This is a genomic window from Paenibacillus sp. MMO-58 (assembly GCF_037146255.1).
In the GTDB taxonomy this organism is placed as follows: Bacteria; Bacillota; Bacilli; order Paenibacillales; family Paenibacillaceae; genus Pristimantibacillus.
The window spans coordinates 139,805-154,091 of the sequence record NZ_JBBCVY010000009.1 but is presented as its reverse complement, the minus strand read 5'-3'; the positions used below and the strand labels follow the sequence as shown (position 1 = coordinate 154,091).

Here is a 14,287-nt window from a genome sequence, read left to right as displayed (position 1 = left end):
TGCCTCCCTCCTAACTTTTGCGGATTCTATTGGAGTCGGTTCCCAAGGAGGTGTCCGGACGCTTGAACGAGAGCCATCTTGGCAAGCGGACTAAAGCGTCCTGCATGTCGTTTTTTTGAAAAGGCGACAGCGGAGACATAAACGGCTCGCCGAAGGAACGCAATGCGCACAGATGGAGCATAAGAACAAAAAAGCCCATAATAATGCCAAACAGGCCAAAGCTTGCCGCTACCCCCATAAAGACAAAACGGAGAATTCGTACCGGAATCGACATACTGTAAGCAGGAAGCGTAAACGTAGAGATTGCGGTAATGGATACCACAATAACCATGGCCGCTGACACGATTCCCGCTTCCACTGCCGCCTGTCCGATAACCAGAGTACCTACGACAGACACGGCTTGACCAATAGCCCGCGGCATCCGAAGCCCCGCTTCCCGCAGGATCTCGAACGTAATCTCCATAATAAGCGCTTCGAAAAAAGCCGGAAACGGCACGCCTTCCCGTTGTGCTGCCAAGGAGATCAGGAGCGATGCCGGCAGCATATCGCGGTGAAACGTCGTGATTGCTATGTAAAGCGATGGAAACAGGAGCGAAATAAAGACGCTTCCGAAGCGTAACATACGCAATAAGCTTGCGTAGAAGGTACGCTGGTAATAATCCTCCGTTGATTGAAAAAAGGTAATCATCTGGGTAGGCGCGATCAGTACGTTAGGCGTCCCCTCCACAAGTATGGCTACTCTGCCTTCCAACAGCTGGCCGGCAACATTATCCGGAAGCTCGGTATTAAATACCGTAGGGAACAACGACCATTTGTTATCCTCAATTAATTCCTCGATATAGCCGCTGTCGAGAATACCGTCGATTTTAATCTTGCTTAACCGATCCCGAACCAACTGAAGAACATCCGGCTTCGCAAGCCCGTTTATGTACATGAGCGTCACATCGGTTTTGGTCATATGACCGATGGTGACCGTTTCAAGCCAAAGGCGCGGATCCTTGATCTTCCGCCGAATGAGCGAAGTATTGGTTCGGAGCGTCTCGGTAAAGCTTTCCCGGGGCCCCCGAATAGACGTCTGGTTTGTTGATTCCGTAACGTCCCGGCCCTTCCATTCCCGGATGTCCGCACAATAAGCGTACTGGTGTCCCCGCAGCAGTATAATCGCTTCGCCGGACAGCAGATTCTTGTAAAGAGAGCCCAGATCAGATACGGTACGGATTGGTCCCATGCCGTTCAGCAGCTTCTTGGCAAGCGCCCCTGCATCCAGCGTCATCATATCCTCCCCGTCATAGCGGGGCAAGGAATAGTCAAGCACATCATAAATGTATTGATTAATAGCCATCGCGTTAGACAGTCCGTCGATATAGATAACCGCCGCGGATGCCGTATCTATTCCCTCGTTGTGAATCTTCCGCATAATGAGGTCATCGCTGCCGCCCATGTCGCGTTTCAACCGCAATAAGTTATTTTCCACCGCAGGGTCAATCGGAATATTGGCGTATTCGGGCAGCATTTGGTTGTTTTTGGAGCTCGAACGATTGTTGAACAGTTGCCGGTGCATAAGCGAGCTACCTCCAGGATGAAAGTCTATCCTTCCATTATGACCATTCTCGGAGGGTGTTTAAACTTGGATGCGGGCAGAAAGCACGCAACAACTTCCTACGTGCATAATTTTCCAATTAATAAAAAAAGACAGCCTCAGCTGTCCAATAAAAAGATGCAATTAAAAATAACTGATGCGCTGCTCGCTGCGGGATTGCCTATCATTTTGATTAGGATGTAACACTGCATGCCCGCCGAATCGGCAATCGCCTGGTCGCCATGCTTCTTTGCGTCGTCATACCTGCCGGTTTTGAAAGCAGCTTCAGCATCAAGCACCGAACGGAGCGCTTTGCTTCTCATCTGAATTTTGCATGCCTCCACCTTATCCCAGTCATTTTCCATAACAGCTATAAGCCCGGTATAGTAAAGCTTTGCTTCAGGCCGTTTTACTTTCTCTATTTGACGCGGCAGGGCAGCAAAATTCTGTTTCTCGTAATCAAGCGAAATCTGCATGGCCAGACGCTGCTGTTCGTGCTTAATCTGCGAAATTCTCTGCTCTGCTTCTTTGATCCGGCCATTTATCAAATCCAGAGTAACGGCATAATAAGGCTTATGGGATGAACGCAGCATAAACTTCTCTACCCGGTTCATATTTTTCGAGAAATAAGTAAAATAGACAACGGGGAACGTGCTGACCCCAAAAACCACGATAAAAAGTCCAATGTAAAATACGACTGGAGGGACGCTTGGATGAAGTCCATACCAAGTTCCCGCCGCGATGGCGATGACAAGGGTTACTACCCATCTTAACCAATTGCTCATTTCGAACGGCTTCCTCCTAATATCTCTTCCACGGGTACGGCTTTGACGTAATGACCGGGTCCGGTTTCAACAGCAATTCCGGATTCTATGGGTACTCCTGTAATCTGATAGAGTGCGGTTCCTTCCTTGTAATAGTTGGAGGATTCGTCGGGCTCTTCAAACCTTTCTTCAGTCAAATGATGTTTTACCTCCCCCAGCTTCCCTTCGACCGACTCTACCTTTTCTTCCACCCCGACATAGATTCTATCCTGGAACTTGATCATCCGCGCGAAAGGCCAGCTGGCTGAACTATGCGTCGTCTCTGTTGGTGGATTACTTATCGCCTTTGCCTGCTGCGTTTCCGAACCATTCTTATTCCCGTTTTCGCAGCCTGCTAGTAATATAACAAGAAGCAGCAATAGAGTCTTGCCTAATTTCACCAGAAATTCCTCCCTTATCCACTTATACCTACAACGTGATTCGGGAGTAAGATGTTGCTTCAGGCTGGCTTCATGCCTGGAATTATAAAAAAAGACACGCACGGGCTGATCGTTCATGGCGATCGGCCCGTGCGCGTCCTTCAATTATTATAATATCCGGTCAAGGCTGCGTACCGGCTGGGGGAATAGATACTCTGCTTAACCGAAATCCTCGATCTCTTCCAGCGCAGGCAGCGAATCGATTGCGCCGGAACGCGTTACGGTTATGGCTGCTGCTCGGTTAGCAAACGCCAGCATGCCGCGAGCCGACTCTTCGCGAATACGATCGAGAAACTCCGGATGCTTCGCGACGAGGGACAGCAGCGAGCCGACGAAGGCATCGCCCGCTCCCGTCGTATCGATCGCCGTCACCCGTTGACCCGGCACCGATACAGCAAAATCTCGCGCGTACCAGACCGCCCCTTCCGGTCCTCGCGTGTATACGACATGCTGCACATCACCGACGAACAACGAGGCGATTGCGGTCCGCTCGTCGGCATGGCCTGTAATGAACGCAAGCTCCTCATCGCTTATTTTCACGATATGGCTTAGCGGGAGGAACTCCAGAATCGTCTGTCTGCACGATTCCCGATCGGGCCAGAGCGGCAGCCGTACGTTTGGATCGAAGCTGACGATTGCGCCGGCGGCCTTGGCCGACTCAATCGCTTTGCGGTGCGCGTATTTGACCGGTGCCTCGATTAAATCGACGGAGCAGAAATGCAGGATGTCGCCTTCGGCGAACCAATCGTTCCCGATTTCCGCAACGCTCAGCAGCATGTCCGCGCTTGGATGTCGGTAGAAGGAGAACTCCCTGTTTCCGTCCGCCTGCAGACTAACGAAGGCCAGCGCGGTATTCGCCTCGTTCGTCCGGAATACATAACGTGTATCAACGCCCGCTTGCTCCATCGTCTCCACAAGAAAGTCGCCGAAGGCGTCGGCGCCGACCTTGCCGATGAATGAGCTGCGTCCGCCGAGCTTCGCGACCGCGCAGGCCACGTTAGCAGGCGCGCCCCCCGCGGCCTTGCGGAAGCTGTCCACCTTCTTCAAGCCGCATCCTTTCTCATGGGGGATAAAATCGATTAACGCTTCTCCAATCGTAAATACCGTCCGCACCTGCATACTACCTCCTCCATATAACTTCTGCCCATTAACCTTACTTGATGTCCCACTTCCGAAGCGAAACCAGCCGGCAGGCGCCGTTTGCGAACAGATGAATGCCCGTAGAAGCCGCACCGGGATAGATCCGTCCCGTCATGACGATCTCGCCGTCGCCGACGAATACTTCCACCGAGCTTTTATCCACGAAAATGCGCAATCCAAGCTTGCCGTCCGCAAGTCTAGTCAGGGCGCGGCGCTCGCCTCCGGGACCGATGCCGGACCGGTCGCGGTTGAATCGCAGGAGCTGATCGTCCGGGTGATAAGACAATACCGTCTCCTCGCCGTCGCCGACGCGCAGCTTCAATCCGAATTGCTCCGCTTGCTCCGCCTCGAACACAACCTCGAGCTCATAGCAATCACCGCCGACAGGCAGCTCGCGTACTCCGTTCAGCTGAATATCCGTCTCCGAGTAGGCATTGAGCCGATAGTTCTCAATCTCTGCCACCGGCCGGTATAGAATCCGTTCTCCAACCAATACAGCCTCCCGCGGCAAGCTCATGGCGCCCGCCCAATGGTGGCCATTCTGCGTCGGCATGTCCGTTTCCCACATATCCATCCAGCCGATAACGATGCGCCGCCCCTTCTCATCCAGCGTGGATTGCGGCGCATAGAAATCAAAGCCGTGGTCCACCTGCGCATTCTTCTCCATGTCGAACCTGCCGGTCTTGCCATCGAATGCGCCGATAACCGTCATCGTGGAATGCAGGTTGCGGTATTGCTCGCCTTGCGCCGGCATCCGCTGCGGGGACAGCATGAATACCTCTTTCCCGCCAAGCTCGAACAGATCCGGACATTCCCAGTTATCGCCGAATCTGCCGTCGCTTCGCGCCAGCTCCCCAACGAACGTCCAATTCATCAGGTCGTCCGACCGGTAGACGAGAACCAGCCCGTTGCCTGCGCCGTCGTTAGAACCAAGCACAACGTAATAACAACCGTCCCGCTCGAATACTTTCGGATCGCGGAAGTCTTTCTGGCTCGCCCACTCCGGTATTTGATCGTAGCCGATGACCGGATTTAACGGATGCTTCTTGAAGGTTACCCCGTCCTCCGATACCGCGATGCCCTGCGACTGCTTGTAATCGCTGTCTTTATCCGGGCCGGTTACGACATGGCCGGTATACATCAGGAAGAGCTTGCCGTCTCTGCTCACCGCACTGCCGGAGAAACATCCGCCGCTATCGAAATCCGTATCCGGGGCAAGCGCTACGGGCAGGTATTCCCACTTGATCAAATCCTTGCTCACCGCATGCCCCCAATGCATCGGCCCCCATGCCGGCTGATAGGGATAATGCTGATAGAACAAATGATACTCGTCGTTGTACTGAACAAAGCCATTGGGATCGTTCATCCAGCCGAACTCCGCCATAAGATGATAATTCAACCTGTAATCCGGGCGAAGCAGAGGCTTCGATTCCCGAATATAGCGGTCAGCATGCTCTCTCGTATACTCTATAGTCTGTGTCATATGCCATCCTACCCTTGCGATAATTTACCACATAAGAATTTATAATTTCGAGCAAATCGGAAGTACAAATTTTTATTGGCGATAAAACCTACCTCTAAACGCGGTCGCTCATTCTCATTTGATCGACCCTTGCATGACGCCTTGAATGATATATCTTTGGGCGAACAGATACACCAGGATAATCGGAAGAATCGTCAGCACGAGAGCAGCCATCAGCGGTCCGTAGTCCGACGTATAGGTACCCTGGAAGCTGTACGTCGAGAGCGGAAGCGTCAGCTCCTCCGGTTTCACCAGAATAAGAGACGGCAGCAGGTAATCGTTCCATATCCACAGGACGTTCAAGATCGCGATTGTCGCCGTCGTCGGGGCAAGCACCGGGAACACGATACGGAAAAAGGTCTGCGTCCGCGTACAGCCATCGATCATAGCCGCTTCTTCCAGCTCCGCCGGAATGCTCTTCACGAATCCATGATAGATAAAGACGGCGAGCGAGCTGCCGAATCCGAGATACATATACATCAGCGACCATTTATTGTCCAGCAGCCCAAGCGATCCGTAAATTTTCACGAGCGGGATCATAATCGCCTGAAACGGAATAATCATGGAAGCAACCATGATCAAGAACGTATACTGATTGAACTTCGTGTTATTCCGGACAAAATAATGCGCGGTCATCGCTGCTAGCAGCGAAACAATAACCACGCTGACAACCGTAATCACCAGCGTATTCGAGAAAGCCGACATATAATTCATCTGCTCGAACGCGTTCTTGTAGTTCGTGAATTCAAGACGCAGAGGCAGCGACAAGGGATTGGACGTAATCGCTTGATTTTCTTTGAACGAATTCAAGATCAAGATTACGAACGGAACGATGAACAGGACGAGGCATACCGTGAGTACGACGCCTTTCAACCAAGGGATAGCGGGTTTGCTGCCTACCATTACGCCTCCACCTCCAATTTTTTGCTGAAATAGACCTGAAGCAGCGTAATTCCGGCAACAAGCAGGAACAATACGAATGCCTCCGCCTGGCCAACCCCGTAATCCCGGGACAGAAACGCCTTCTCATACACATGCATCGAGACCATTTCCGTGCTTTTGAACGGTCCGCCCTTCGTTAGCGTAAGGTTCAGGTCATACACCATGAAGCAGCGCTGCAGCGATAGAAAGATCGTGACGATGAAGGAAGGAATCATCAGCGGCAGAATCATCTTGCGCATTCTCGTCCAGCCATTAGCGCCATCGATGCTTGCAGCCTCCAGTATATCGCCGGGAACGCTCATCAATCCGGCAACGAAGATGACCATCATGTAACCAGCGTACTGCCAGACGGTGACGATGATAAGCGACCAAAAGGCTTTGTCGGGATCGGCCAGCCAGGAAGCGCTAAAGAACGGAATATCCGCCTTGGTCCCGAAGTAAACAAGCACGTTCGAGAAAATAAACTGCCAGATAAACCCAAGCACGATGCCCCCGACAAGATTCGGAACGAAAAAGCCTGCCCTGAACAGGCTTTGCCCCTTCATTCCCCTCGACAGCGCATAAGCCAGCGCAAAAGCGGCCGCGTTGATCAGAATAACCGAGATGAACACATATTTGAGCGTAAGGCCGAACGACTTCCAGAACACGTGGTCCTTGAACACTTCGCCGTAATTTGAGAATCCGACAAGCGAATGCGACGTGGAAATACCGTCCCAGTTCGTAAACGTTAAATAAATGCCGTAGAAAAACGGAATGATCATGACGGTTAGAAATGCAAACAAGGTGGGACCGGTAAACAACAGTCTGGAACGAATCCGGTTCCACGCTCCTTTTTCCGCAATCATAGACGATACCTCTCGATCTGTATGGAATTATTTGATGGGGGATTAGATACGGAACAGTCCAAGGTGAAACGGCTTCGCCGTCCTTTGGTGGCGTGGCGCGTTTCATTCCGGAGAATTCTAAGTCCTATTTATAATACAAAACTTATAAATTCTTAGAATTTAAAAAGAAAACAATGGATAAGACGCCAATTGTCTTATCCATTGCTCGATGTAATCTGTGCTCTTGAATAAAACCTATTTTACGTTTTTCCAGTAGTCTTGGATTTCGGCCGCCAGCGTCGCGCGATCGCCCTTTTTAGCCAAGTACTTCTGCATGGATGCGCCGACCTTCGACCAGTGATCCGCCGGAAGCGCGCTCATCGATTGCTCGGATTTGCCTTTTGCAATGTAATCCTGAATCGATTTGCCAAGCGGATCGGCTGCTGGAAGCGTTATGTTTTTGAATGCCGGAATAATGCTTGCTTTGTTGACCAGGAAATCCTGTCCCTTCTGCTCGTAGACGATCCAGTTCAGGAACTTCTCGGCCGCTTGCTGCTCTGCAGGCGTGCTCTTTTCTTTGTCGACTACGATACGCTTGGACACCGCGGACGAGATTTCCTGGTTGCCGTAATCATCCGGATTGTTGCTGACCGGCACCGGCAGGAAACCGTATTGGCCGTTAGCGGTATCGAAGCTGCTGATTTGCGGCCAAGCCCAGTTGCCCATGAACCAGATGCCCACTTCGCCTTTGCCCAGCAGTTCCGGTCCGCGCTCATATACGCCGGAAAGCGGCGACTTCTGATCGGCGTTGTACTTCATCATGACATCGAATGTATCCATGAGGCCGTTAAATACCTTATTGCTTCCCAAATCGGCGGTGCCGGCTTTGAGCGAATCGATAAATTTGTTCACTTCCGCCATATCCTTGTTCTGGCCGGCGTAAGCAAGCGGCAAGTAATGCGCGCCAAGCGACCAATCCATCGGCGAGATAACGAGCGCCTTCTTGCCCGATGCCTCGATCTGCTTGAAGAGATTCTCAAGATCAGCCGTCGTCCTGATCGTGGTCGGATCGAAGCTGCCGCCAACCGCCTTATCGACGACCGCTTTGTTATAGATGAAGCCGTAGCCTTCAACCGCCAGCGGGAACGCGTAGTTCTTGCCGTCGAAGGTGGTGAGGTCGGTTGCGTTAGCAACGGCATCGCTATTCCACTTCTCGCCGCTTAGATCAAGAATGCGGTCCTTGAATTTCTCTACGTCTCCGGTGTCCAGCATGATCATTGTCGGCGGATTGCCGGACGCATACAATGCGGAGGCGCGCTCGAACGGCGACGAGCCGCTTGGAACAGTCTGGATATCAAGCGTAATCTCGGGATTGTCTTCATGGAATGCCTTAGCAGCGTCTTCAAGCTGGGTTTGAATTTCGCCTTTGGAGTTCAGAAGAGTAATTTTCACTTTGTCGCTGGCAGCGCTTGCATTGCCGGACGAATTGGCTTTACCCGCCGTATTCGAAGCGTTGTTGCCGCCGCACGCCGTAATCGTCATTACGAAAATAAAAGCAAGCAATGATAATTGAATCCCCTTGATTTTCTTCACGTTTCTTCCCCCATTTGGATCAAATATTTTAGATAGCGGCAAGGTGAAACGGCTATCGCATCATTGGCGGCCACGCGCGTTTCATTCCAATAAACCGCTTACACGAGTCATTATATGTCAAACGTTTAGCATATGTCAATCGTTTGACATGTCAAACGATTGACATATTTCGTTTAGAAAGGTCCATCGATTGAATGCGCCTCCAGGAGAGCGTCCTAGGTCGTTGAACGCTCCACTAGCTGCACCGGCAGAACATTCTCCACCTCGAACGGCTCTCCTTCCAGCTGCCTGCGGATAAGCTCTACGGCCAGGCGGCCCATCTCCCCGATCGGCTGTCGAATCGTTGTCAATTCAGGAAGCATCCAGGAGGAGACGTTTACATCGTCATAACCGATGATTCTTACATCCTGCGGCACCTTTTTGCCTATCCGCATGCATCCCTTAATTGCGAAAGTGGCTATAATATCGCTGGTCGTGAAGATACCGTCCGTATCCGGGTGTTCCTCCAGCAGCTTATCGATAATACGCTCGTATTCCATATGGGCGAACATGTTCATGTCTGTTTGGAGCGTAATAAACGGAACATCATGCTTGCGCATGATTTCGTGAAAAGCGTCCGTGCGCAGGTTGGACAGCATGTCCAGCTCCTGGTTGCCGCATATATGCGCGATTTTGCGGCATCCCTTCCGAATGAGCAGCTCCGCGGCAAGCTCGCCTCCCCGATAATTATCGGAAGACACGGATGGGATTTCATTGTCAATCTGGCGGTCGATCGTGACGATCGGAGAATGCAAATGGCGATATTCCTCCACCTCGAGCGTGTGGCTGCCCATGATGATGCCGTCAACCCGGTTCCGCTTCAGCATATCGATATATTCCCGCTCTTTCACCGGATCATGTTGGGAATTGCACAGCATCACCTTGAAGCCAGCTTGATAAGCGTAGTATTCTACATAGTTCGCCAACTGGCTGAAGAACGGATGGGACACCATCGGAATGATCAAACCGATTACATTGGATTGCTTTCGAAGCAAGGAACGCGCGATTTCGTTCGGCTGGTAATTAAGTTCGGCCATAATATCGAATACTTTCTTGCGCGTTTTCTCGCTAATGTAGCCCCTGTTGTTCAGTACTCGCGATACCGTTGTGACCGATACCCCGGCTTTCGTTGCGACATCATGAATCGTTGCCATTATTGTCCCTCTTCTTTATTCATGTTTTCCGCTGCATACGGCCCTACATTCTTAAGCGTATCCAGGATTGACTTTTATTGTACTTCAATATTTGGTTTCCGGTAATACTATCGGGTTTTATTTCTTCGGGTTTACGCATAGGCATTCACAAAAAGCATAAAAAACAGCCCCGATGATCCGTGATCACCGGGGCTGTTTAACGCCATTTATTTTCTTTCCATTACGGCAAAATAATTGTCTTCTTCATCCGCGAAGTTAAATACCCGGCCGAAAGGCAGCTCAACAAGCTCGCCTACCGTTACGTTCTTGTTCTTGAAGTCGCTGTACAGCTCATCCAGCCTGTCGGAGAAGAACATTAACGATGGCGTGCCCAGGTTTACTCCGAGCGACATTTTGGCAACTACTTCTTTATCGTGCAAAATAATGGAGGTCTGCGCGCCTTCCGGAGCAAGCTCAATCCACTTTTGGCCCATGGCTTCTTCCTCGGCTATTACTTTAAAACCAGCTTTTTCCGTCCAAAACACCCGCGCTTTTTCCTGATCGTTCACGTACAGCATCACTTGTCCAAGCTGATTAATCATTGATTTCTACACTCCTTAGAGTAGAGTAATTGCCAAGCCTTATATTACCACAAACGACGATCCGCTAACATGCCGGCCATGTCCTACAACTGCAAATAATTTTTCAGTTCCAGCTCCATGGCGGCCTGTCTTGGATCGCGGGGTTGCTCTAACCGATCCTCAAGCCTGCGAAGCTCAATGCCATAGGCACCTTTCCCCGCCGGAACCGGCATGCGCAGCGCCCACTGGAGCGCCTCTTCTTCCGTGTCGACATTAATTAAGGTAAACTCTGCGATAAGTCCCTGGTCAATTGAAAAAGGTCCCGCCCAAACCTCCGCCTCGCCTCCGCCCGTCGGATAATCGACTCTTAACCCGGCCGAGCTTGGCTGCAGCTCTTCATGGGCAAGAAGCACGCCGGCCTGTTTCAGGTCACGCCGGTATGACAGCATTTTTGCCGCGTAATCCCTGCTTGTACCAATTCCCGCTTCGGTAAAGCCGGACGCCTTCACCATCATTAAATAACGCATTATGCCTGCCCTCCTTCCTGTCTGCATGCTGCCGCCCGCTTCAGCAATAGCGCCTGCTCCTTTTCATTGCGGGTCATCGCGGCCGCGCGCTCGAACTCTGCCGCGGCTTCTTCGTAGCGGCCAAGCTTCTCCAGCAAATCGCCCCGAACGCTTGGCAGCAGATGATATTCCGAGAGCGCAGGCTCGGCGTAAAGAGCATCCACAAGCTGCAGCCCATAGGCCGGGCCAAAAGCCATCCCAATGGCGACAGCGCGGTTCAGCTCCACAATTGGAGACGGCGTCTGCCTCGAGAGCGCTTCGTAAAGCGCGGCAATCCGAATCCAATTCGTCTCCTCCGGGGTACGCGCCACCGCGTGGCAAGCGGAGATAGAGGCCTGAAGCGCATACGGACCTAACGTCCGCCCCAGCTTTTGCCCGCGTTCCAGGGCAGCAAGCCCACGGCGGATTAGCAGCTGATCCCATAACGCCCGATTCTGATCCATCAGTAGGATTGGCTCGCCTTGCGCATTCACGCGGGTTTTGAGTCTTGAAGACTGAAGCTCCATCAAGGCGGCCAGCCCATGAACCTCCGGTTCTCCCGGTACAATGGCGGCAAGTACTCTTCCGAGCCTAAGCGCTTCCTGGCATAAAAGCGGGCGCGTCCAGTTCTGTCCGGAGGTAGCCGAATACCCCTCGTTAAACATCAGGTAGATCACTTCAAGAACAGCGGATAGCCGCTCTTCAAGCTCTTTGCCAACCGGCACCTCAAACGGCACCTTCTCCGCATTCAGCGTACGCTTCGCCCGGACGATCCGCTGGGCAACCGTAGACTCTGCGATAAGAAAGGAACGGGCAATCTCATCGGTTGTCAGACCGCATAACAAACGCAGCGTCAGCGCGACTCTTGCGTCCTGCGACAATACCGGATGGCAGGTCATAAAGATAAGCCGCAGCAGATCGTCTTCAATTTCCCCGTCAAGAGCACGATCCGCATCGTCCTCGGTATACGTATCTATTTCCCGGGCTATTTCGACGTATTTCTGATCCTGCAGCTTGTTGCGCCGCAGCAGATCCAGCGCCCGGCGCTTCGCCGTCGTCATGAGCCAGGCACCCGGTTTCTCCGGAATGCCCGCGTCGGGCCAGCGATCGAGCGCGATGACAAGCGCATCCTGGGCAATATCCTCGGCCAGCCCGACGTCGCGAACGATCCGCGTTACGCCTGCGATTATCTTAGGCGACTCCATTCGCCATATCGTTTCGATGGTTCGATGCGTTTGGGAGACGCTCACGCGTTTTTGGTCTCCCCGATCTGCTTGCGGAGCGCTTCCTCTCTGGCAATCGATTCCGGATCCTCCATCAGCTCTTCCACCTCAAACACCTGGCGGAGCTCAATCTCGCCTTGGCCATAACCATGCGGATCCGGCATGCGCAGTGCCCACTCGATCGCTTCTTCTCTTGATTTCACTTCGATCAACGTGTAACCGGCGATCATTTCTTTTGCTTCCGTAAATGGACCGTCAACTACCTTCGGCTTGCCCCCTGGCTCCGGATACGAAATCCGGACCGCGTTGGAACTGGAATGCAGACCGTCGGCGGCGAGCAATACGCCTGCTTTTACAAGCTCCTCGTTGTACTTTTGCATAGCGTCAATCAGCTCCTGGCTTGGCAGAACGCCTGCCTCCGAATCCGTGGTTGCTTTTACGATCATCATAAATCTCATGGTAATTCCCTCCTAGTATTGGTATTGTTCTTATCTCTTCTCTTGCCTTATTGCCATTACCTGCCTGAAAACTAAACTGCAAAGAAAGAAGTAAGCTCTTGCGCGATTTTGTCCGTTTGCAGTTTTTTCGTATGTCCAAGACCTTTCTTGCTGATCAGCTTCGCGTTAGGCAATACCTCTGCCGTCTGTTTCGCGGCATGCCGCAGGGATACCGGACTTTCTGTGCCCTCCAGCACGACGGTTGGAACAGCAACGCCTCTCCATTTCTCACTCGGCAGCGATTGGCCGTTCATGTAGTCTTTGAGCAAAGCCGCATCATAAGGAAGCGTGTGGGCTATCGCCATCAGCCTCGACCATACGCCGGGCATCATTCTCATCATCGGGATAACGAAGGAAGGGGCTCCCATGCCTTTGGTCATAAAATATTTGATCGCTTCCGCGCGCCGATCGGCTTTAATCAGCTTGCCAACATGCTCGGTAAAATCGCTTGGCGGCTTCCGGTCCTCCGCCTTCACGATAAACGGCGGTTCATGCAGCGCCAGCCTTGTAATGTTGGAGCCGCTTGCTGCCGCTTCGAGAGCAAGCACCGCACCCGAAGATAATCCCCAGACATAAGCGGAACCGCCTGCTGCTTCAATAATCGCGTTCAGGTCCTCGATCTCCCGTTCAATCGCGTAAGAGGATGCATCTCCGCTGTCGCCGCGGCCGCGCCGGTCATAGTTGTAGACGGTGTACCGGCTCGATAACGCATTCGCAAGCTCCACCTGCCCCGGGAACTTCCGGTAGCTAAACGCTCCCGCTACCAATACGAGTGCCGGGCCGCGCCCTGTTTTGTCGTAAGCAATTTTGGTGCCGTCCTTCGAGATCACTGTGTTCATGTCATTCTCTCCTTAACCGTTGTTTTTTGTGCTTCTTACTATAACGACGAACGCCAGACGGGATAATCGACATCGGTTATAAAAAAATTGAAAAAGTTTTTTTGGCAGGGGAATTGAGGCGGTTAACGAATGGTTCTCATGAGGTGATTGGGGATGAGTGAATTAACAATAAGGATAGGCCTTGAAGCGGATTTGGAGCTGCTTGCTTGGCTGAACAAACAGCTTATCGAAGATGAAGGTCATGATAATGCCATGACCTTGAGCGAGCTGAAGGAGCGGATGAAGCATTTCATGGGGACCTCATACAAAGCTTACCTGTTTGAGCAGGGTAATAAGCTTGTGGGTTATGCTCTTGTTGATCATACGCGGCAGCCCTTGTATGTACGGCAGTTCTTTATCTGCCGGGACCAGAGGCGGAACGGCTTCGGGAAATTGGCGTTCGGGAAGCTGGCCGCACTATTAGACGCGGACCAGCTTGATATAGAAGTGATGTACGGGAACGAAGCCGCTTATGCGTTCTGGCGGTCGCTTGGCTTCAAGGAGAGAAGCGTCTATATGAGGATGGAGCGCTAGCTCTACCACCCGCC

At 52.1% G+C, this 14,287-nt stretch carries 15 protein-coding genes; 1 reads left to right on the top strand and 14 read right to left on the bottom strand.

Features of this window, described 5'->3' with window-relative positions; genetic code table 11:
* Window positions 1-10: 10 nt before the first annotated feature.
* The 14 genes from WFJ73_RS24350 to WFJ73_RS24285 all read right to left on the bottom strand — a co-directional run bounded on the left by WFJ73_RS24350 (window position 11) and on the right by WFJ73_RS24285 (window position 13,700).
* The gene (locus WFJ73_RS24350) at window positions 11-1,561 is read right to left on the bottom strand and encodes a spore germination protein (protein WP_336775546.1); all 1,551 of its coding nucleotides are present in this window, start codon (window positions 1,559-1,561) and stop codon (window positions 11-13) included.
* Between the two features lie 137 nt (window positions 1,562-1,698).
* The gene (locus tag WFJ73_RS24345) at window positions 1,699-2,364 is read right to left on the bottom strand and encodes a hypothetical protein (RefSeq protein ID WP_336775545.1); all 666 of its coding nucleotides are present in this window, start codon (window positions 2,362-2,364) and stop codon (window positions 1,699-1,701) included.
* A complete protein-coding gene (locus WFJ73_RS24340; protein WP_336775544.1) occupies window positions 2,361-2,783 on the bottom strand; it encodes a hypothetical protein in 423 nt (140 codons plus the stop codon). The genes WFJ73_RS24345 and WFJ73_RS24340 overlap by 4 nt, the downstream gene beginning before the upstream one ends.
* Window positions 2,784-2,981: 198 nt before the next feature.
* Complete coding sequence (locus tag WFJ73_RS24335) at window positions 2,982-3,935, bottom strand: carbohydrate kinase family protein (RefSeq protein ID WP_336775543.1); 954 nt, start codon at window positions 3,933-3,935, stop codon at window positions 2,982-2,984.
* A gap of 40 nt (window positions 3,936-3,975) precedes the next feature.
* On the bottom strand, window positions 3,976-5,445 hold the full coding sequence (locus WFJ73_RS24330) for a glycoside hydrolase family 32 protein (protein WP_336775542.1): 1,470 nt from the start codon (window positions 5,443-5,445) through the stop codon (window positions 3,976-3,978).
* Window positions 5,446-5,559: 114 nt separating this feature from the next.
* Window positions 5,560-6,387, bottom strand: coding sequence for a carbohydrate ABC transporter permease (locus WFJ73_RS24325; protein WP_336775541.1), 828 nt, complete (start codon window positions 6,385-6,387; stop codon window positions 5,560-5,562).
* Window positions 6,387-7,271, bottom strand: a complete 885-nt coding sequence (locus tag WFJ73_RS24320; RefSeq protein ID WP_336775540.1) for a carbohydrate ABC transporter permease — start codon at window positions 7,269-7,271, stop codon at window positions 6,387-6,389. Before WFJ73_RS24320 ends, WFJ73_RS24325 begins: the two co-directional genes overlap by 1 nt.
* 234 nt (window positions 7,272-7,505) lie before the next feature.
* On the bottom strand, window positions 7,506-8,843 hold the full coding sequence (locus WFJ73_RS24315) for an ABC transporter substrate-binding protein (protein ID WP_336775539.1): 1,338 nt from the start codon (window positions 8,841-8,843) through the stop codon (window positions 7,506-7,508).
* Between the two features lie 215 nt (window positions 8,844-9,058).
* On the bottom strand, window positions 9,059-10,036 hold the full coding sequence (locus WFJ73_RS24310; protein ID WP_336775538.1) for a LacI family DNA-binding transcriptional regulator: 978 nt from the start codon (window positions 10,034-10,036) through the stop codon (window positions 9,059-9,061).
* A 206-nt stretch (window positions 10,037-10,242) separates the two neighbouring features.
* A complete protein-coding gene (locus tag WFJ73_RS24305; protein WP_336775537.1) occupies window positions 10,243-10,617 on the bottom strand; it encodes a VOC family protein in 375 nt (124 codons plus the stop codon).
* 83 nt (window positions 10,618-10,700) lie between these two features.
* Complete coding sequence (locus tag WFJ73_RS24300; protein WP_336775536.1) at window positions 10,701-11,123, bottom strand: YciI family protein; 423 nt, start codon at window positions 11,121-11,123, stop codon at window positions 10,701-10,703.
* Window positions 11,123-12,391 carry an RNA polymerase sigma factor gene (locus tag WFJ73_RS24295; RefSeq protein WP_336775535.1) on the bottom strand — a complete coding sequence of 423 codons (1,269 nt, stop codon included), beginning with the start codon at window positions 12,389-12,391 and terminating at the stop codon, window positions 11,123-11,125. The genes WFJ73_RS24300 and WFJ73_RS24295 overlap by 1 nt, the downstream gene beginning before the upstream one ends.
* Window positions 12,388-12,822, bottom strand: coding sequence for a YciI family protein (locus WFJ73_RS24290; RefSeq protein WP_336775534.1), 435 nt, complete (start codon window positions 12,820-12,822; stop codon window positions 12,388-12,390). Before WFJ73_RS24290 ends, WFJ73_RS24295 begins: the two co-directional genes overlap by 4 nt.
* Before the next feature lie 71 nt (window positions 12,823-12,893).
* Entirely contained in the window at window positions 12,894-13,700 is an 807-nt protein-coding gene (locus WFJ73_RS24285) for an alpha/beta fold hydrolase (RefSeq protein ID WP_336775533.1), read from the bottom strand.
* Window positions 13,701-13,853: 153 nt separating this feature from the next.
* Here WFJ73_RS24285 and WFJ73_RS24280 point away from each other — a divergent pair, with 153 nt between their 5' ends.
* Window positions 13,854-14,273 (top strand): GNAT family N-acetyltransferase, encoded by a 420-nt coding sequence (locus WFJ73_RS24280; RefSeq protein ID WP_336775532.1) that lies wholly within the window; start codon window positions 13,854-13,856, stop codon window positions 14,271-14,273.
* The last annotated feature ends 14 nt before the right edge of the window (window positions 14,274-14,287 follow it).